A 19,199-nucleotide genomic window follows, 5' to 3' on the forward strand; every position below is an offset into this window, starting at 1 on the left:
GTGTTATTTGTTGAACGACAGTGCTTCTTCGACGAAGGCCTTGAGCTGGGCAACGTGCTTGCTCATGTAGCCGACGGCCGGGGAGGCAGAAGACGGACGACCGGCAAAGTCTAGGGTCTGCTTGGCTTGCAGCAGGCCTTCCAGACGGTGGCGGATCTGGTACCAGGCACCCTGGTTACGCGGCTCTTCCTGCACCCATACCAGTTCCTTGGCATGGGCAAACTGCGCCAGTTCGGCCTGCAGTTGCTCGGTCGGGAACGGGTACAGCTGCTCGATACGCACGATGGCCACGTCTTCTTCCAGACCGCGTTCCTTGCGACCGTTTACCAGGTCGTAATACACCTGGCCGGCGCACAGCAGCACACGCTTCACCTTCTTGGCGTCCTGGATGCCGGCATCGCCGATCACCGGGCGGAAGCTGCCGGTAGTCAGGTCGCTGATCGGGCTCATCGAGTCCTTGTAGCGCAGCAGGCGCTTGGACAGGAAGATCACCAGCGGCTTGCGGTACGGACGCAGTACCTGGCGACGCAGCACGTGGAACATCTGGCTGGCTTCGGACGGCATCACGATCTGCATATTGTGCTCGGCGCACAGTTGCAGCCAACGTTCCAGGCGGGCGGAGGAGTGCTCCGGACCTTGGCCATCGTAGCCGTGCGGCAGGATGGTGGTCAGGCCGCACAGGCGGCCCCACTTGGTTTCGCCGGAGGAAATGAACTGGTCGATGGCTACCTGGGCGCCGTTGGCGAAGTCGCCGAACTGGGCTTCCCAGATCACCAGCTGGTCCGGAGCGGAGCAGGCGTAGCCGTATTCGTAGGCCAGTACCGCTTCTTCGTTCAGGATCGAGTCGATCACTAGGAACTCGCCCTGGTTGTCGCTCATATTGCGCAGCGGTACGTAGCTGCCCTGGTCCCAGCGCTCGCGGTTCTGGTCGTGTACCACGGAATGGCGGTGCGAGAAGGTGCCGCGGCCGGAGTCTTCACCGGAGATGCGTACGCCGTAGCCATTGGTCACCAGGCTGGCGTAGGCGGTGATTTCCGCCATGCCCCAGTCCAGCGGCTGCTCGCCGCGGGCCATGGCCATGCGTGCTTCCTGTACTTTCTTCACGGTCGGATGCAGCTTGAACTCGGCCGGTACGCTGGTGAACTTCTCGGCCAGGCGCACGATGTCGGCTTGCGACAGCGAGGTATCGGTCGGGTGTGCCCAGTGGGTGCCCTGGTACTGGCTCCAGTCCAGCGCGTGTTCGCGACGGTAGTTGGACAGTACGGTCTGCTCGACGTGTTCGCCCTTGTCCAACGCATCGCGGTAGGCACGGATCAGATCTTCGGCTTCTTCGGCCTTCAGCACGCCTTCGGCGACCAGACGCTGTGCGTACAGCGCGCGCGGACCGGCATGCTTGGCGATCTTCTTGTACATCATCGGCTGGGTCAGGAACGGGTCGTCGCCCTCGTTGTGGCCCAGTTTGCGGTAGCACACCAGGTCGATTACCACGTCCTTGTTGAAGGTCATGCGGTAGTCGAGCGCGGCCTGCATCACGTAGCACACGGCTTCCGGATCGTCGCCGTTGACGTGGAAGATCGGCGCTTCAACCATCTTGGCCACGTCGGTACAGTACAGCGTGGAGCGCATGTCGCGGGTGTCGGAGGTGGTGAAGCCCACCTGGTTGTTGATCACCAGGTGCAGCGTACCGCCAGTGCCGTAGCCGCGGGTCTGCGACAGGTTGAAGGTGCCCTGGTTCACGCCCAGGCCGGCAAACGCCGAGTCACCGTGGATCAGCAGCGGTACCGCGGTTTTGCGGTCGCTGTCCTTGCGACGGTCCTGGCGCGCGCGCACCGACCCTTCCACTACCGGGTTGACGATTTCCAGGTGCGACGGGTTGAACGCCAGCGACACGTGCATCGGGCCGTTGGCGGTCGGGATGTCGGAGGAGAAGCCCATGTGGTACTTCACGTCACCGGAGGCCAGGTCCTGCGAGGCCTTGCCTTCGAATTCGGCAAACAGGTCACGCGGCAGCTTGCCCAGGGTGTTCACCAGCACGTTCAGACGGCCGCGGTGGGCCATGCCGATGATCAGTTCTTCGATGCCCTGTGCCGAGCCGTTCTGGATCAGGTGATCCAGCGCGGCGATGGCGGCTTCGCCACCTTCCAGCGAGAAGCGCTTCTGCCCCACATAGCGGGTATGCAGGTAGCGTTCCAGTGTTTCCGCGGCAGTGATCTGCTTCAGAATGCGCTTTTTCTTGTCGGCACTGTAACGCGGGGTCGACAGGTCGCCTTCGAAGCGATTCTGGATCCAGTGCTTTTCGGCGGAGTTGGTAATGTGCATGTATTCCACGCCGACATTGCCGCCGTAGGTCTGCTTCAGGCGCGAGATGATGTCGGACAGTGGCAGCTTCTGCGGCGCAATCAGCGAGCCGACATTGAATTGCACTGCCATGTCGGCGTCGGACAGACCGTGCGAAGCCGGGTCCAGTTCGCGGACGGTGGCTTGGTCCATGCGCTTGAGCGGGTCGAGGTTGGCCTGACGGGAGCCCAGCACACGCCAGGCGGAGATCAGCTTCAGCACGCCAACCTGCTTCTGCATCGATTCCCAGTTGGCCACATCGCTGCTGCGCTGACCGGTAATCGGCTTTTTCGCCAGCTGGATGAAGGATTCCTGAATCGGCTGGTGCGCCACGTCGCGCTCGGCGGCGCCCGGAGCCATTGCCAGCTTGTCGAAGTAATCCCGCCATTCTGCCGGAACCACGTTCGGATCAGCGAGGTACTGTTCGTACAGCTCCTCGATGAACGGTGCATTCCCACCAAACAGGTGGGAATGACTGTACATGGATTGCATCATTGTTCGACCCTTTTGTCTGCGTTGCAGCTTTGCAAAAACCGTTTTGACAAAGAGAGTGGTTGGCGATGCGGTCATCGCCGCTACTCCCTTTGACGGAACACTCTTGCGGGGTGTGCTGTCATTTCCCCGCCGCGGGCGGAGAAAAAGGTTGGCCGCATTGCGGCCAACCTTTACTGCGCGTTTAGCGCTTTGCTGCCGGAATGAAGTCGCGACGCGGCGAGCCGGTGTACAGCTGGCGCGGACGGCCGATCTTCATGCCCGGATCGGCGATCATTTCGGTCCAGTGCGAGATCCAGCCCACGGTACGTGCCAGGGCGAAGATCGGCGTGAACATGGAAACCGGAATACCGATGGCGGACAGCACGATGCCGGAGTAGAAGTCGACGTTCGGGTACAGCTTGCGCTCGATGAAGTACGGGTCTTCCAGGGCGATCTTTTCCAGCGCCATGGCCAGCTTGAACTTCGGATCGTCCTGCAGGCCCAGTTCGGTCAGTACTTCGTCGCAGGTCTGCTTCATGATGGCGGCGCGCGGGTCCATGTTCTTGTACACGCGGTGACCAAAGCCCATCAGTTTGTAGCGCTTGTCCTTCACGCCCTGCATGAATTCGGCCACGTTATCCACGCTGCCGATTTCGTCCAGCATCTTCAGCACGGCCTCGTTGGCGCCACCGTGGGACGGGCCCCACAGGCAGGCGATACCGGCAGCGATACATGCGAACGGGTTGGCACCGGAGGAGCCGGCCAGACGCACGGTGGAAGTGGAGGCGTTCTGCTCGTGGTCGGCGTGCAGGGTGAAGATGCGGTCCAGCGCGCGCGCGGTAACCGGGTTCACCTTGTACTCTTCGCACGGGGTGGAGAACATCATGTGCAGGAAGTTCTCGGCGTAGGTCAGACCGTTCTTCGGGTAGGAGAACGGCAGGCCCTTGTTGTAGCGATACGCCTGGGCGGCGATGTTCGGCAGCTTGGCGATCAGGCGGTGTGCCGAAATCTTGCGGTGTTCCGCGTTATTGATGTCCAGCGAGTCGTGGTAGAACGCGGACAGCGCGCCAACCACACCCACCATCACGGCCATCGGGTGCGCGTCGCGGCGGAAGCCCTTGTAGAAGCTGATGATCTGATCATGCAGCATGTTGTGGCGCATGATGCCGCGCTCGAATTCCTTGCGCTGTTCTGCGTTCGGCAGTTCGCCGTTCAGCAGCAGGTAGCACACTTCGAGGTAGTCGCTGTTTTCGGCCAGTTGCTCGATCGGGTAGCCGCGGTAGTACAGCTGGCCCAAGTCACCGTCGATGAAGGTGATCTGCGATTCGCAGCTGGCGGTGGCCAGGAAGCCCGGGTCGAAAGTGAACATGCCGGTCTTGGAGAAGGCACGGATGTCCACCACGTCCGGACCCAGAGTGCCCGGCAGTACCGGCAGGTCGAGCGCGTCCTTGCCGTCGTTGTAGGTGAGCGTTACTTTGCGATTGTTTTCCACAGCAATACTCCCAGTTCCAGTTTGTGGTCGTTGTAATATTTTTGCTGCAGCGGCCAGTCAGGCTGTCCGCAAGATCCCGATGATGTGTGTCAGCTCGGGATCGGGTACTTCCGCCTTGCCATTCACGTAGTCCAGAAAGTCGGTGTCGTCCAGCTCCAGACACTTCCGGTACGCGGCCAGCTCCGCCGCGGTGAGCTGCTCGAAACCGTTGGCGAGGAAACGTTCCAGCACCAGATCGAGTTCGAGCAGGCCGCGGCGGGAGCGCCAGCGGATCCGTTTGATTTCAACCGGATCGATGTCGGTCATACGGCACGCTTGACCATCAGGTCTTTGATCTTGCCGATAGCCTTGGTCGGGTTCAGGCCCTTAGGACATACGTCCACGCAGTTCATGATGCTGTGGCAACGGAACAGGCGGTACGGGTCTTCCAGGTTGTCCAGACGTTCGTTGGTAGCGGTGTCGCGGGTATCGGCAATGAAGCGGTACGCGGCGAGCAGGCCGGCCGGGCCAACGAATTTGTCCGGGTTCCACCAGAACGACGGGCAGGAAGTGGAACAACAGGCGCACAGAATGCACTCGTACAGACCATCCAGTTCCAGACGGTCTTCCGGCGATTGCAGGCGTTCCTTTTCCGGCTTCTGGGTGTCGTTGATCACGTACGGCTTGATCGAGTGGTACTGCTTGAAGAACTGGGTCATGTCCACGATCAGGTCGCGGATGACCGGCAGGCCCGGCAGCGGACGCAGCTCGATCGGCTGTTTCAGGTCGGCCACGTTGGTGACGCAGGCCAGACCGTTCTTGCCGTTGATGTTCATGGCGTCGGAGCCACAAATACCTTCACGGCAGGAGCGGCGGAACGACAGGGTGTCGTCCATGGCTTTCAGCTTGACGATCACGTCCAGCAGTTTTACGTCGTTCGGGCCGAGCTCGATCTCGTAATCCTGCATGTACGGCTTGGCGTCCTTGTCCGGGTCGTAGCGGTAAATGGAAAAACGGGTTTTGGTCATCTTCGATCTCCTGGTCGCCGCTTAGAAGGTACGCTCTTTCGGCGGGATGTAATCCACCGACAGCGGCTTGGTGTGTACCGGCTTGTAGCTCAGACGACGGTCTTCACCGTAGTACAGGGAGTGCTTCATCCACACCTCGTCGTCGCGCTGCGGGTAGTCGGCGTGGGCGTGGGCACCACGGGACTCCTTGCGGGCGTCGGCGGCAATCAGGGTAGCCACGGCGACTTCGATCAGGTTTTCCAGTTCCAGCGCTTCCACGCGGGCGGTGTTGAACACCTTGGACTTGTCCTTGATCTGGGTGCGCTTCACGCGCTCGGCGACTTCCTGGATTTCCTTCACGCCCAGTGCCAGGTTCTCGGCATTGCGGAATACTGCGGCGCGGGCCTGCACGGTACGCTGCATGGCGGTACGCACTTCGGTCACGTCTTCGCCACCGGTCTGGTTGTCCAGACGCTCGATACGGGCCAGCGATTTGGCTGCCGCGTTGGCCGGCAGCGGTTTCCAGGTTGGCATCTCGTTCTTGATGAACTCGACCATGCTGTCGCCAGCGGATTTGCCGAATACCACCAGGTCGAGCAGCGAGTTGGTGCCCAGACGGTTGGCGCCATGCACGGATGCGCAGGCACATTCGCCAGCCGCATAGAAGCCATTAACGCGGCTTTCCGGATCGTCGCCCTTCGGTACCACCACTTCGCCACGGTAGTTGGTCGGAATACCGCCCATCTGGTAGTGGCAGGTCGGGATCACCGGGATCGGGTCCTTGATCGGGTCCACGCCGGCGAACTTGATGGCGATCTCGCGGATGCCTGGCAAGCGCTGCTTGATGATGTCCGGACCCAGGTGGTCCAGCTTCAGCAGCACGTAGTCCTTGTTCGGACCGCAGCCACGGCCTTCCAGCACTTCCTGTTCCATGGAGCGGGCAACGAAGTCGCGCGGCGCCAGGTCTTTCAGGTTCGGCGCGTAACGCTCCATGAAGCGCTCGCCGTTGCTGTTCAGCAGGATGCCGCCTTCGCCGCGCACGCCTTCGGTAATCAGCACGCCGGCGCCGGCCACGCCGGTCGGGTGGAACTGCCAGAATTCCATGTCTTCCAGCGGGATGCCTGCGCGCACGCTCATGCCCAGGCCGTCACCAGTGTTGATGAAGGCGTTGGTGGAGGCGGCGTAGATACGGCCGGCGCCACCGGTGGCGAACAGCACGGCCTTGGCATGAAAGATGGTTACTTCACCGGTTTCCATTTCCAGGGCAGTGACACCAACCACGTCGCCGGCTTCGTCACGGATCAGGTCCAGCGCCATCCATTCCACGAAGAACTGGGTGTTGGCGCGCACGTTGCGCTGATACAGGGTATGCAGCATGGCGTGGCCGGTACGGTCGGCGGCGGCACAGGCACGCTGCACCGGAGTCTGGCCGTTGTTCTGGGTGTGGCCACCGAACGGACGCTGATAAATCTTGCCGTTTTCCAGGCGGTCGAACGGCATGCCGAAGTGTTCAAGCTCGATCACGGCTTCAGGCGCTTTGCGGCACATGAATTCGATGGCGTCCTGGTCACCCAGCCAGTCCGAACCCTTCACGGTGTCGAACATGTGCCATTCCCAGCGGTCTTCCTGCACATTGCCCAGCGAGGCGGAGATGCCGCCTTGTGCTGCAACGGTATGGGAGCGGGTAGGGAATACTTTGGAGAGTACGGCGGTTTTCAGGCCGGACTCGGACAGTTGCAGAGCAGCACGCAGACCTGCGCCACCGCCGCCAACAATCACTGCGTCAAAACGACGAACGGGTACAGTCATTACAGCCCCCAGACAACCTTGAGTGAATAGATGAAACAGGACACCAGCCAAACCGCGGTCAGGGAGTGCAGCGCCAGGCGCACGCCAACCGGTTTGATGTAGTCCATCCACAGGTCACGGATGCCAACCCAGGCATGCATGAACAGAGCCAGCAGCGTGGTCTGGGTAAGTACTTTCACCCAGGTCAGGCTGAACAGGGTTTTCCAGCCCTCGTAGCCGGCCGGCATGGCCAGCAGGAACAGCACCAGCATCACGGTGTAGGCCAGCATGATGACGGCAGTAATACGCTGAACGATCCAGTCCTTCAGGCCGTAATGAGCGCCAACGACGTTGCGGTTTACCATAGGATCGCCCCCAGGATCACGGTCAGGGACAGGCTGACGGCCAAGACGATCTTGGCGGTAGCGCGAGCGGTTTGCAGCTCGAGGCCCTTGTGAATATCAAGAAACAGGAAACGGACGCCGGCAGTAGCGTGGTGCAGGAAGGCCCACAGGAAACCGATCAGGATCAGCTTCATCAGCGGGTGGGCAACTACTGCGTGGTAGCTATCGAAGGTTTCAGCGGCGCTGAGAGAACCGGAGAGGAGGTAAATCAATAACGGCAGGGCGAAGAAGAGTGCCACGCCGCTGATCCGGTGCAGGATCGAGACGATGCCCGGAACAGGCAGTCTGATCTTCCCCAGATCGAGGTGCTTTGGTCGTTGCTTCTGCATAGAGCTTCCTTGGATGTGCATGTACCAAGTGGTTATATCGGGCTCCGCTGTACGGCTGCGAAGTCCTCTGAACAGGGGCCTTGTGGCTGCCCCCACCCGATTAAAAACATGTCGAACCGATGCTGCAGGTGCAACATGTCCGTAAATTCTAGCAAATTAGCGCCGCCATGCCGACGCCTGACATAAAACGGTCGCCTGCTTACACCTTTGCGACACACAAAACCGCTAGTCCTGCTGTTGCCGGGTCAGCCCCAGTGAGCCGGTCAGGCACCAGCGTTCGCGCCACTCCACAGCCTGTCCCTGCATGTCTTTTGCCACGCGCAGGTAGAACAGTGCAGCATCGCCTTCGCGGGCTTGCAGCAGTTGGGCTTCTTCTCGCGACAGCGCCACTGCGCGCCATTGTTCCGCCGCCACTCGCAGTCGCACCCCGAAGTGCTGTTGCAGTACCGCCCACACGCCGGCACTCTGCCGCAGCCAGCGGGCGTCCAGCGTGTCGAAGCGCTCCAGCGGCAGCGTCACTTCGTCGATGGCGACCGCCTGGCCTTGCTGGCGCCACAGCATCCTGATGCGGTGCACGCTGGCGCCTCGGCGCAGGCCCAGCACTGCGGCCAACTCTTCGCTGGCGTGTGCACGGCTGATGCCCAGGAATTCACGTGCCAGCCGATCCGGTTTTTCGTTCAGCAGGCCGGGGGAAACCATACTCATCCCAGCCCAGTCATCCAATGCTTCGGCGACGAAAGTGCCGCGACCCTGCTGGCGAAACAGCACGCCATCGTTTACCAGATCGGTCAGCGCCTTGCGTACGGTGCCTTGGCTGACGGCGAACTGCTCTGCCAGCTCCCATTCGCTGGGCAGCAGTTCATTGCTGGCCCATTCGCTGTTCGCAATCCGCTGCAGAATCTGCAGTTTGATCTGCTCGTACAGCGGTAGGCGAAGAAGGGATTTGGCATTCATGGCTGCTTTTTAACATCAAACAAATCAAGCGTAAAGCCTAGTCTTATATAAGACACAAGACAAATCTTGCGAAGGGGTGCAGATGCAGGGTAAGGTGATGGTCACAAACCGTAACTTGCGTGCTACACTCCGGCTCTATTGCATAGCAACATGCGCAAGTCAGAGCATGTGCACGCACCATCGCCACGTCCAAAGGAGAGTACCTAGATGAAAGCCCCCGTACGCGTTGCCGTTACTGGCGCAGCCGGTCAGATTGGTTACGCCCTGCTGTTCCGTATCGCCTCCGGTGAAATGCTGGGCAAGGATCAGCCGGTGATTCTGCAGCTGCTGGAAATCCCTGACGAGAGGGCTCAGAACGCGCTCAAGGGCGTGATCATGGAGCTGGAAGATTGTGCCTTCCCGCTGCTGGCCGGCATCGAGGCCCACAGCGATCCGATGACCGCCTTCAAGGACACCGATTACGCGTTGCTGGTGGGTTCCCGTCCGCGTGGCCCGGGCATGGAGCGTGCCGAACTGCTGTCCATCAACGGCGCCATCTTCATCGGCCAGGGCAAGGCCCTGAACGCTGTGGCTTCCCGCGACGTGAAGGTACTGGTAGTAGGCAACCCGGCCAACACCAACGCCTACATCGCCATGAAGTCCGCACCGGATCTGAATCCGAACAACTTCACCGCCATGCTGCGCCTGGACCACAACCGTGCCGCCAGCCAGATCGCTGCCAAGACCGGCAAGGCCGTGGCCGACATCGAGAAGCTGACAGTGTGGGGCAACCACTCGCCGAGCATGTACGCCGACTACCGCTTCGCCACCATCAACGGTGAGTCGGTCAAGTCCATGATCAACGACGAAGCCTGGAACCGCGACGTGTTCCTGCCGACCGTTGGCAAGCGTGGCGCCGCCATCATCGCCGCCCGCGGTCTGTCGTCCGCTGCCTCCGCTGCCAATGCCGCCATCGACCACATGCGCGACTGGGCGCTGGGCACCAACGGCAAGTGGGTTACCATGGGTATTCCGTCCGACGGTTCCTACGGTATTCCGAAGGATGTGATGTTCGGCTTCCCGGTAACTTGCGAGAATGGCGAGTACAAGATCGTACAAGGCCTGGAAATCGACGAATTCAGCCGTGAACGTATCAACTTCACCTTGGCTGAGCTGGAAGAAGAGCGCGCAGGCGTTGCCCACCTGCTGGGTTGATGTCTGAGTGTTGCAGGCAAAAGCGCACCGCGAGGTGCGCTTTTTGTCTTTACTGAATTACCATAATCAGCAGCAAAATGTTCTTTATTGTGGAGGTTCTACACCATGATTGAAGCAGAAGTTCTCAATCAGATTCAGGCCCAGATCGACGATCTGAGCGCGCGCAACACCGATATCCGGGGGTATCTTTGACTTCGACGGCAAAAAAGACCGTCTGGAAGAAGTTTCCCGCCTGACCGAAGATTCGGACATCTGGAATGATCCGAAGAAAGCCCAGGAACTGGGTCGCGAGCGCAAGCAACTGGAAGACGTGGTACTGGTGATCGAAGGCATCGCCGCCACACTGTCCGACTGTGCCGAGCTGTTCGACATGGGCAAGGCCGAAGAGGACGACGATACCATCCTCGCGGTGAAGGCCGACCTGGACGAGGTCGAAGCCAAGCTTGCCAGACTGGAATTCCGCCGCATGTTCCACGACCCGATGGACCCGAACAACTGTTTCGTGGACATCCAGGCAGGGGCGGGCGGCACCGAGGCGCAGGACTGGGCCGGCATGCTGCTGCGCATGTACGTGCGTTACGCCGAGCGCAAGGGCTTCAAGGTAGACATCCTGGAAGAGTCCGAAGGCGAGGTTGCCGGCATCACCAGCGCCACCATCAAGATCGAAGGCGAATACGCCTACGGCCTGCTGCGTACCGAAGTGGGTGTGCACCGTCTGGTGCGCGTATCGCCGTTCGACTCCAACGCGCGCCGTCATACCTCGTTCTGCTCGGTGTTCGTGTACCCGGAAGTGGACGACAGCTTCGAGATCACCATCAACCCGGCCGACGTGCGCACCGATACCTACCGCGCTTCCGGTGCGGGTGGCCAGCACATCAACAAGACCGACTCCGCCGTGCGCCTTACCCACGCGCCGACCGGCATTGTGGTGCAGTGCCAGAACGACCGCTCTCAGCACCGCAACCGCGACGAAGCCTGGCAGATGTTGCGTGCCAAGCTGTACGAACGCGAGCTGAAACTGCGTAACGAAGCCAAGCAGTCCCTGGAAGACAGCAAGACCGACGTGGGTTGGGGTCACCAGATCCGCTCCTACGTGTTCGACCAGTCCCGCATCAAGGATCTGCGCACCAGCTACGAAGTGGGCAACATCAAGGCGGTGATGGACGGCGACCTCGACGGCTTCATCGAAGCCAGCCTGAAGCAGGGCGTGTAACGCATTCCCAGGGTTGGCCGCAGTGTTGCGGCCAACCTTTTACATTTGACGGAGATTTCCATGTCGGAACAAGAATCCAGCCTGGTGCAGCATGATGAAAACCACATCATGGCCGAGCGTCGCGAGAAGCTGAAAGCGCTGCGCGAAGCCGGTATTGCCTTCCCCAACGATTTCAAGCGTGAGCACCTGGCCGGTGAGCTGCACAGCAGCCACAACGACAAGAGCAAGGACGAGCTGGAGCCGCTGAACATTCATGTCGCCGTCGCCGGCCGCATGATGCTCAAGCGCGTAATGGGCAAGGCCAGCTTTGCCACCATCCAGGACATGTCCGGCCAGATCCAGCTGTACATCAACGACCAGGGCGTCGGCCCGGAAGTGCATGCCGCGTTCAAGCACTGGGACATGGGTGACATCGTTGCCGCCAAGGGCATCCTGTTCAAGACCAACAAGGGCGAGCTGTCGGTGAACGTTACCGAACTGCGCCTGCTGTCCAAGAGCCTGCGCCCGCTGCCGGACAAGTTCCACGGCATGACCGACCAGGAGCAGAAATACCGTCAGCGCTACGTCGACCTGATCATGAGCGAGGACAGCCGCAACACCTTCATCAAGCGCTCCAAGATCGTGCAGGCGCTGCGTGAAGTGATGGTGGGCGAGGGTTACCTGGAAGTGGAAACCCCGATGATGCACCCGATCCCGGGCGGCGCCACCGCCAAGCCGTTCGTGACTCACCACAACGCACTGGACATGCCGCTGTACCTGCGCGTGGCACCGGAGCTGTACCTGAAGCGACTGGTAGTGGGCGGTCTGGAGCGCGTGTTCGAGATCAACCGCAACTTCCGCAACGAGGGGATGAGCACCCGCCACAACCCCGAGTTCACCATGATCGAGTTTTACGAGGCCTACAGCGACTACCAGCGCATGATGGACCTGACCGAACAGATCATCCGCAGCTGTGCCATTGCCGCCACCGGCCACACCGTGGTCAGCTACAACGGCAAGGAAGTGGATCTGGGCAAGCGCTTCGACCGCTTCACCATCGTTGGTGCCATCAAGCACTACAACCCGCAGTACACCGATGAGCAGCTGTTCGACACCGACTGGGTAGCCGCCGAAATCAAGCGTCTAGGTGGCAAACTGCCGCCGGCACCGGGGCTGGGCAGCCTGCAGCTGGCGCTGTTCGAAGAGTGCGCCGAAAGCCTGCTGTGGAACCCGACCTTCATCATCGACTATCCGGTGGAAGTGTCGCCGCTGGCACGCGGTTCCGATACCCAACCGGGCATCACCGAGCGCTTCGAGCTGTTCATCGTTGGCCGCGAGCACGCCAATGGCTACTCCGAATTGAACGATTCGGAAGACCAGGCCGCGCGCTTCATGTCGCAGGTGGAACAGAAGGATGCCGGTGACGACGAAGCCATGCACTACGACGCCGACTACATCCGCGCCATGGAATACGGCCTGCCGCCAACCGGTGGCTGCGGCATCGGCATCGACCGCCTGGTGATGCTGCTGACCGACGCACCGTCCATCCGCGACGTGATCCTGTTCCCGCAGATGCGTCACGAGCATCAGGACTAAGCACTGCGCCGCTGTGCGGCGCGTTGCTGCCGCCTTCGCCAAACGCCACGAGCACTGCTCGTGGCGTTTTTCATGCGGGCATCGTGCAGCGCAATATCGACAACGCTTGCGGCGTGGGTGGCACAGGCGTAATCTCACCGCCACCTGTCGTGCCGCGCATGGCAGGTCTGTTAGCAACGGAGACCAACATGAATCTGCTTGTCTGCGCTGCGACAAGCTGGGGTGCCAGCCTGACGCAGTCCCACTGGTACAACCTCGACGTTGTGCTGACCTACGATTTTCCCCGCGCCTGATGCTCCCTGCAGCCTGCCGGCTGCCGTCCCGCTTTTCCCTTTTCTACAATTGAATTGATTGTCTTGTGGCCCCGCCACGCACTTTGCCTGCCCGCCGTTTCCACGAGCGCAGGCGCTGCTGCCGTGCGCGCAAAGGTTGGCCACAAGCCAAGGAGCATCCTCATGGCACGACGCATTCCCGAACCGTTCCGCATCAAGATGGTGGAACCGATCAAGCAAACCACCGGCGAGTATCGCCGCGAAGCACTGCAGACAGCTGGCTGGAACCCGTTCCTGCTGCGCGGTGAAGATGTCTACATCGATCTGCTGACTGATAGCGGTACCGGTGCCATGTCCGACCGGCAATGGGCCGGCATCATGACCGGTGACGAGGCCTATGCCGGCAGCCGCAACTTCTACCACCTGTCCGATACGGTACAAGAGGTGTTCGGCTACCAGTACACGCTGCCGACGCACCAGGGCCGCGGTGCCGAGCAGATCCTGTTTCCGGAACTGGTGAAGCGCTGTCAAGGCGACCGCCCGGTGTTCATCTCCAACTACCACTTCGACACCACCAAGGCGCACGTGGAGATTGCCGGTGCCCGTGCCATCAATGTGCTCACCGACAAGGCGCTGGACACCACCACCGCGTACGACTGGAAGGGTGATTTCGACTTGCCGCGGCTGGCGGCCACCATCGAAGAGGTGGGTGCGGCCAACGTGGCCGGCCTGATCATCACCATTACCTGCAATAGTGCCGGTGGCCAGCCGGTGAGCATGGCCAGCATCCGCGAATCGGCGGCGCTGGCACGCAAGCATGGCATTCCGGTGATTATCGACGCGGCACGTTTTTCCGAGAACGCCTGGTTCATCCAGCAGCGCGATCCGGATTATGCCAATGTGAGTGTGCCGGCCATCGTGCGCGAGATGTTCAGCCACGGTGACATGTTCACCATGTCGGCGAAAAAGGATGCGCTGGTGAATATCGGCGGCCTGTGCTGCTTCAAGGATGATGTTGAACTGTTCCGTACCGTGCAGGTGCGTTGTGTGGCAATGGAAGGCTTCATCACCTACGGCGGGCTGGCCGGGCGCGATATGGAGGCGCTGGCCATCGGTCTGAAGGAAGGCATGGACGAAAGCTATCTGGCCTACCGTATCGGCCAGGTGGCGTATCTGGGCGACAGGTTGGCGGCCGGCGGCATTCCGATCCAGACTCCGACCGGTGGTCACGCGGTGTTCGTCGATGCCAAGAAGCTGTTGCCGCACATCCCGGCCGAGCAGTTTCCAGCCCACGCGCTGGCCTGCGAGCTATATCTTGAAGGGGGTATCCGTGGTGTGGAAATCGGCTCGCTGCTGCTGGGGCGCAACCCGGCCACCGGCGAGCAGGAAGCGTCGCCATTCGAGCTGCTGCGACTGACCATTCCGCGCCGGGTGTATACCAACGATCACATGGACTATATCGCCGATTGCCTGATCGACATTCGTGCCCGTGCGGCCAGTATCCGTGGCCTGACCTTCGAGTATGAGCCGCCGCTGCTGCGTCATTTCACCGCACGGCTGAAGCCGGTGTAAGGCAAGCGGGCAGGGCATTGCCCTGCCCGTTGTGGCGCAATCCTGGCAGGATGGCGCAATGAGATATGTATTGTTGCTTGTAGGTTGGCTGCTGCCGGGCGTGGCCATGGCGCTGACCACGGTGGAGCTGTCGCTCTCGGGGCAGGCGCTGATTTACAGCGGCGAGTTGTCCGCCCAGGCCAACCAGCGTTTGTACCAGCTGTATGAAGCGGTGGAGCCCAAGCCGGAAACGCTGGTGATCTCCAGCCAGGGCGGCAATTTCGAGCACGGTCTGGCGCTGGGCGAGTGGGTGTTTCGCCATCGGCTGAAGGTGTCGGTGCCGCGCTACTGCAATTCCTCGTGTGCCAATTACGTGTTCACCGCCGCCAGCAGCCGCGAGCTGGGGTTGTATGCCATCGTGGCCTTTCACGGCGGCATGATGGATACCGCAGACCGCATCGGGCAGCTGCTGTATAAGTATCCCGCCGAGCGCCGCGATGCCCAGCGCCAGCGCATCGCGCTGCTGGTGCGCGACAAACAGCAGCGCGAAACCGCGTTCTTCCGCCAGATCGGCGTCGATCAGCGCATTACTTCCTATGGCTATCTGCCGATCTATCGCAGCGGGCTGCAACGCTACGCGGTGTGGAGCTACAGCTTGCCGATGCTGGCCTATTTTGGCGTGGGCAATGTCCGCGTTGCCACTGATGACAAATGGTTCCCACGACCGAGCAATCATGGGCTGATGCTGATCAGCGCGCCGGGCGAATTTGCCTGCATACCGCCGGGGATGGCGATCGATCGGCTGATCGATTGTCGCGATGGCCGGGTGTTGCAGGGCTGAGCGAGCCGGGTCAGCGACATGGCGGCCACTTGCGTCGGTTTGCCGCCGCGCTGGTAATAAGCTGTTGTTGATAATTATTCTCGATTTGGCTAAGGTGCCTGCTTTAGCCCTTGTTCTGCCATCATGACCGACGCTCTGCCGCCGCTGGACCATATTCCGGCCGATCTGGTAAGCGCTGCCGATTACCAGCGCTATGCTAGCCATTATCTGTCCGCCAATGCCCGTGCCTATATCGACAGTGCCGCCGCCGATGAGCTGAGCCATGCGGCTAACCTGTCGGCGTTTGCGCGCTGGCGGTTGCAGACGCGGGTGCTGGCGGATGTGCGCGGTGGGCATTGCCGCCGCGAGTTGTTTGGTCTGTCGCTCAGCCATCCGCTGCTGTTGGCGCCGGTGGCGTACCAGAAGCTGGCGCATGCCGATGGAGAACGCGCGGCGGCGTATGCCGCGACGGCGGTGGGCAGCAGCATGCTGGTGAGCACGCTGGCCAGCACGCCGCTGGAAGAGATTGCCGCCGCGGCACAGGGGCCATTGTGGTTCCAGCTGTACTGGCAGCCGCAGCGCGAGGTGACGCTGCAGCTGCTACGCCGTGCCGAGGCCGCCGGCTATCGTGCGCTGGTGCTGACCGTGGATGCGCCGCTGGCCGGGGTGCGTAACGTCGAGCAGCGTGCCGGCTTCCAGCTGCCTCCCGCGGTGTATGCGGCCAACCTTCCGGGTCAGGCAATGGCGCTGCCGGCGCTGCTGGGCGGGCAAAGCGTGGTGTTCGATAGTTTCATGGCGCAGGCACCGCGCTGGGAAGACATCGCCTGGCTGCGGCAGCAGACGCGGCTGCCACTGCTACTCAAGGGGGTGCTGTCGGTCGCCGATGCCGAACTGGCGGTGCAGCACGGCGTGGATGGCATCATCGTCTCCAATCACGGCGGGCGGGTGCTGGATACGGTACCGGCCAGTCTGGAGGCGTTGCCGGCCATTACTGCCGCAGTGGGCGAGCGGGTGCCGCTGTTGCTGGATGGCGGCGTGCGCCGCGGCAGCGATATCCTCAAGGCGCTGGCCTTGGGGGCGCAGGCGGTGCTGATTGGCCGCCCGTTTGTGCATGCACTGTCGGTGGCTGGGGCGCTGGGGGTGGCGCACCTGTTGCGCATCCTGCAGGAAGAGCTGGAGGTGGCGATGGCACTGACCGGCTGCCGCACGCTGGACGATATCGACCGCCGGCTGCTGTGGCCGCAGTAACGCGGCAAGGTTGGCCGCAAGTGTCGAGCGACAACAAAAAAGCCCGCCGTTTGGCGGGCTTTGTCATGGCGGAGTGGCCTCAGTCGATGGCGATCATCTGCAGGCGGATCTGCGGCCCTGCGCTGCTGCCATCCATGCTGGCGACCAGCTCACGACCCTGCATGCGCAGCTCGCCATCGACGAACAGGCGGGCATCCACCACGTAGCGGTGGTTGGCCTGCACTCCCTGGGCGTCGTAGCACAGCGAATACGTTGCCGGGGTGCCGACCTTTTCCAGCGATTGTTCCGCCAACACGGCTGGCGCAGCATTGCTGTCGGTGATATCCAGCAGCCGCAAGCGCAGCAGGGTCTTGTCGCGTGGCCACTGGATTTTTTCCAGGTAGAAGGCGCTGCCATTCAGGTGGGCCATGCGGGTCTGGCCGCGGGTGGCGCAGGCGCCCAGCAGCGATGCCGTCAGGCCCAACAGCAGGGTACGGCGGGGAAGGGTGAGTTTGCTCATTCCGCGGGCTCCAGTTTCGGGTTGCCAAGCGCTACTGTCAGGCTTTCACTGGGGCGCCATTCGCCCTGCAGGCGCCAGGTGCCGGCCTTATCCTGCAGCCGCACATACCAGTGGGCGGCGGTGTAGCGGGTGATCTTGCCCTGGTACAGATTGTCGCCCTGACGCTGCAGGGTAATGGTCTGGTCGTCCTGCTGGCGGGTCGGGTGCAGCAGCTGCAGTTCCAGGGTATCTGCCAGCGGCTGTTTGCTGCTGGTAAGGATGCGGACATGTTGCAGATCGTCGCTGAACATGGCCTGTGCCTTGATGCCCATGCTGACGGCGGCCTTGTCGCGGCTCAGTTCCAGATTAATGTCCTTGCCGCGCTTGTAGTAGTCATCGTTCACCATGTCGTCGGCGGTCACTACGGCCAGACGGAAGGTGACGATGCCGGCGACCACGGCAATGGCTGGCCCGGCCATCAGCAGCCACGGCCAGCGATTCTTGTACCAGGGGGTGGGGGTCCCGGTGGTTTTCTGCATGTTATTCCCCGATGAAACTGGATTTTTCGTGCACGGTGCTGCCGTCTTCCAGCGATTCAACCGTGAAGTGGATTTCGTGGCTGCCTTTGGGGGCCTCTTCCGGCTCGACCTGGACCCGTACCGCAATCAGCTCGTTCTCGGTGGGCTTGACGACAATTTCCTTGTGGTCGGTCTGCAGCTTCATGCCGTTCATGCCTTCGACTTGGATGCGGAAGTGCTGTACTTGTTCCGACACGTTCATGATGCGGATGCTGTAGCTGTTTTCCAGCAAGCCGTCGTCGGTTTCGCGCACCAGCGAGGCACGGTCGCGGATGACGTCTACCTTGAAAGGCTTGCGCAGCGCCAGCGAGGTGAGCGCGGCGATCAGGATGATGCTCAGCACCAGTACATACATCACCACGCGCGGTCGCTTCAGGCGCGACAGGAACTGGCTTTCCGGGTACTTGCCTTCCAGTGCGGCTTCGGTGGTGTAGCGGATCAGGCCCTTGGGGCTGCCCACTTTCACCATCACTTCGTCACAGGCATCGATACAGGCGGCACAGCCGATGCACTCGTACTGCAGGCCGTTGCGGATGTCGATGCCGACCGGGCATACCTGCACACAGATGCCGCAATTGACGCAGTCGCCCAGATTCTGCTTTTCCTGCCCCTTCTTGCGTGCACCGCGTGGTTCGCCGCGTTTTTCGTCATAGGAGATGATCAAGGTGTCTTCATCGAACATGGCGCTCTGGAAGCGGGCATACGGGCACATGTACTTGCAGACCTGGTCGCGCATGTGACCGGCAAACAGGTAGGTGAAGCCGGCGTAGAAGAACATCCAGAAGGTTTCCCAGGTGCCGTAGTTGAAGGCGGGCAGGGCGGCGATCAGATCGTGCATCGGGGTGAAATAGCCCACCAGGGTGAAGCCGGTCCACAGCGAGAACACGATCATGATGCTCTGCGAGGTGCCCTTGATGCGCAGCTTGCGCAGGCTCCACGGCTCCTTGTCCAGCTTCATGCGCTTGTTGCGGTCGCCCTCCACCCATTGCTCAATCCACAGCATGATTTCGGTGTACACCGTCTGTGGACAGGAGTAGCCGCACCACAGCCGGCCGGCGATGGTGGTCCAGGCGAACAGACCGAAGGCGCTGATCATCAGCAGTGCGGCAAGGTAGACAAAGTCTTGCGGCATGATGGTCAGGCCCAGCAGGTAAAACTTACGGTTGACCAGGTCGAACAGCACGGCCTGGCGACCGTTCCACTGCAGCCAGGGCAGACCGAAGTACAGCAGCTGGGTGGCCACCACAAACAGGATGCGCCAGTTGGCGAACAAACCTTTCACACTGCGCGGATAGATTTTTTTCTGGGCGGCGTAGAGCGAAACGGTTTCAATTTTGGGGTTTTCGACTTTGACGGCTATGTCTTTAAGCTTGTCGGTCATGGTGGGATTCCTGCAAGAAATTTCCGTCAAGGGCATGCGTCATTGTATGGCCTTGGCGCAAACTTCTGGGGCGGTAAATGATTTATAAAAAAATATACTGATAGTGCAAAAGATACTGCCCGCTT

The 19,199-nt window shown here is 61.2% G+C and carries 17 protein-coding genes; 6 read left to right on the forward strand and 11 right to left on the reverse strand.

All coding sequences use genetic code 11. The features are described 5' to 3' along the window. Positions 1 to 3: 3 nt before the first annotated feature. From ABNW52_RS13785 to ABNW52_RS13820, 8 genes are all read right to left on the reverse strand, one after another. Entirely contained in the window at positions 4 to 2,832 is a 2,829-nt protein-coding gene (locus ABNW52_RS13785) for a 2-oxoglutarate dehydrogenase E1 component (RefSeq protein WP_349588883.1), read from the reverse strand. Between the two features lie 181 nt (positions 2,833 to 3,013). Beyond that, positions 3,014 to 4,303 carry a citrate synthase gene (gene gltA / locus ABNW52_RS13790; RefSeq protein ID WP_349588885.1) on the reverse strand — a complete coding sequence of 430 codons (1,290 nt, stop codon included), beginning with the start codon at positions 4,301 to 4,303 and terminating at the stop codon, positions 3,014 to 3,016. 57 nt (positions 4,304 to 4,360) lie between these two features. Then, positions 4,361 to 4,609 (reverse strand): FAD assembly factor SdhE, encoded by a 249-nt coding sequence (locus ABNW52_RS13795; RefSeq protein ID WP_349588887.1) that lies wholly within the window; start codon positions 4,607 to 4,609, stop codon positions 4,361 to 4,363. After that, entirely contained in the window at positions 4,606 to 5,310 is a 705-nt protein-coding gene (locus ABNW52_RS13800) for a succinate dehydrogenase iron-sulfur subunit (RefSeq protein WP_349588889.1), read from the reverse strand. Before ABNW52_RS13800 ends, ABNW52_RS13795 begins: the two co-directional genes overlap by 4 nt. Before the next feature lie 21 nt (positions 5,311 to 5,331). Beyond that, a complete protein-coding gene (gene sdhA / locus ABNW52_RS13805; RefSeq protein WP_349588892.1) occupies positions 5,332 to 7,098 on the reverse strand; it encodes a succinate dehydrogenase flavoprotein subunit in 1,767 nt (588 codons plus the stop codon). Next, complete coding sequence (sdhD, locus tag ABNW52_RS13810; RefSeq protein WP_349588895.1) at positions 7,098 to 7,442, reverse strand: succinate dehydrogenase, hydrophobic membrane anchor protein; 345 nt, start codon at positions 7,440 to 7,442, stop codon at positions 7,098 to 7,100. The genes sdhA and sdhD overlap by 1 nt, the downstream gene beginning before the upstream one ends. After that, positions 7,436 to 7,810 (reverse strand): succinate dehydrogenase, cytochrome b556 subunit, encoded by a 375-nt coding sequence (gene sdhC / locus ABNW52_RS13815; RefSeq protein WP_349588898.1) that lies wholly within the window; start codon positions 7,808 to 7,810, stop codon positions 7,436 to 7,438. Before sdhC ends, sdhD begins: the two co-directional genes overlap by 7 nt. A gap of 225 nt (positions 7,811 to 8,035) precedes the next feature. Beyond that, complete coding sequence (locus ABNW52_RS13820; RefSeq protein ID WP_349588901.1) at positions 8,036 to 8,764, reverse strand: GntR family transcriptional regulator; 729 nt, start codon at positions 8,762 to 8,764, stop codon at positions 8,036 to 8,038. 207 nt (positions 8,765 to 8,971) lie between these two features. Here ABNW52_RS13820 and ABNW52_RS13825 point away from each other — a divergent pair, with 207 nt between their 5' ends. The 6 genes from ABNW52_RS13825 (at position 8,972) to ABNW52_RS13850 (ending at position 16,637) form a co-directional block, all read left to right on the forward strand. Continuing rightward, positions 8,972 to 9,958: a malate dehydrogenase gene (locus ABNW52_RS13825; protein ID WP_349588903.1), complete on the forward strand. Its 987-nt coding sequence runs from the start codon at positions 8,972 to 8,974 to the stop codon at positions 9,956 to 9,958. Between the two features lie 108 nt (positions 9,959 to 10,066). Next, positions 10,067 to 11,171 (forward strand): peptide chain release factor 2 gene (prfB, locus tag ABNW52_RS13830; RefSeq protein WP_349589376.1). Its coding sequence is split into 2 segments (ribosomal slippage): positions 10,067 to 10,147 and positions 10,149 to 11,171, totalling 1,104 coding nucleotides; the frame shifts between segments, so codons are not numbered across the junction. 60 nt (positions 11,172 to 11,231) lie between these two features. Beyond that, positions 11,232 to 12,746: a lysine--tRNA ligase gene (lysS, locus tag ABNW52_RS13835; protein WP_349588906.1), complete on the forward strand. Its 1,515-nt coding sequence runs from the start codon at positions 11,232 to 11,234 to the stop codon at positions 12,744 to 12,746. A gap of 455 nt (positions 12,747 to 13,201) precedes the next feature. Continuing rightward, positions 13,202 to 14,590, forward strand: a complete 1,389-nt coding sequence (locus ABNW52_RS13840) for a tryptophanase (protein WP_349588908.1) — start codon at positions 13,202 to 13,204, stop codon at positions 14,588 to 14,590. 70 nt (positions 14,591 to 14,660) lie between these two features. Then, entirely contained in the window at positions 14,661 to 15,410 is a 750-nt protein-coding gene (locus ABNW52_RS13845) for a hypothetical protein (protein WP_349588911.1), read from the forward strand. 123 nt (positions 15,411 to 15,533) lie between these two features. Beyond that, complete coding sequence (locus tag ABNW52_RS13850) at positions 15,534 to 16,637, forward strand: alpha-hydroxy acid oxidase (protein WP_349588914.1); 1,104 nt, start codon at positions 15,534 to 15,536, stop codon at positions 16,635 to 16,637. 79 nt (positions 16,638 to 16,716) lie between these two features. On the opposite strand, the gene ABNW52_RS13855 is transcribed toward ABNW52_RS13850, so the two are convergent. From ABNW52_RS13855 to ccoG, 3 genes are read right to left on the reverse strand one after another with little or no spacing between them, the layout of a single operon-like run. Beyond that, on the reverse strand, positions 16,717 to 17,136 hold the full coding sequence (locus ABNW52_RS13855) for a YbaY family lipoprotein (RefSeq protein ID WP_349588916.1): 420 nt from the start codon (positions 17,134 to 17,136) through the stop codon (positions 16,717 to 16,719). After that, positions 17,133 to 17,654, reverse strand: coding sequence for a FixH family protein (locus ABNW52_RS13860; RefSeq protein ID WP_349588918.1), 522 nt, complete (start codon positions 17,652 to 17,654; stop codon positions 17,133 to 17,135). The genes ABNW52_RS13855 and ABNW52_RS13860 overlap by 4 nt, the downstream gene beginning before the upstream one ends. 1 nt (position 17,655) lies before the next feature. Further along, positions 17,656 to 19,074, reverse strand: a complete 1,419-nt coding sequence (gene ccoG / locus ABNW52_RS13865) for a cytochrome c oxidase accessory protein CcoG (RefSeq protein ID WP_349588920.1) — start codon at positions 19,072 to 19,074, stop codon at positions 17,656 to 17,658. Positions 19,075 to 19,199: the final 125 nt, after the last annotated feature.

Origin of the sequence: Vogesella oryzagri, assembly GCF_040148885.1 — a bacterium.
Classification (GTDB): domain Bacteria; phylum Pseudomonadota; class Gammaproteobacteria; order Burkholderiales; family Chromobacteriaceae; genus Vogesella; species Vogesella oryzagri.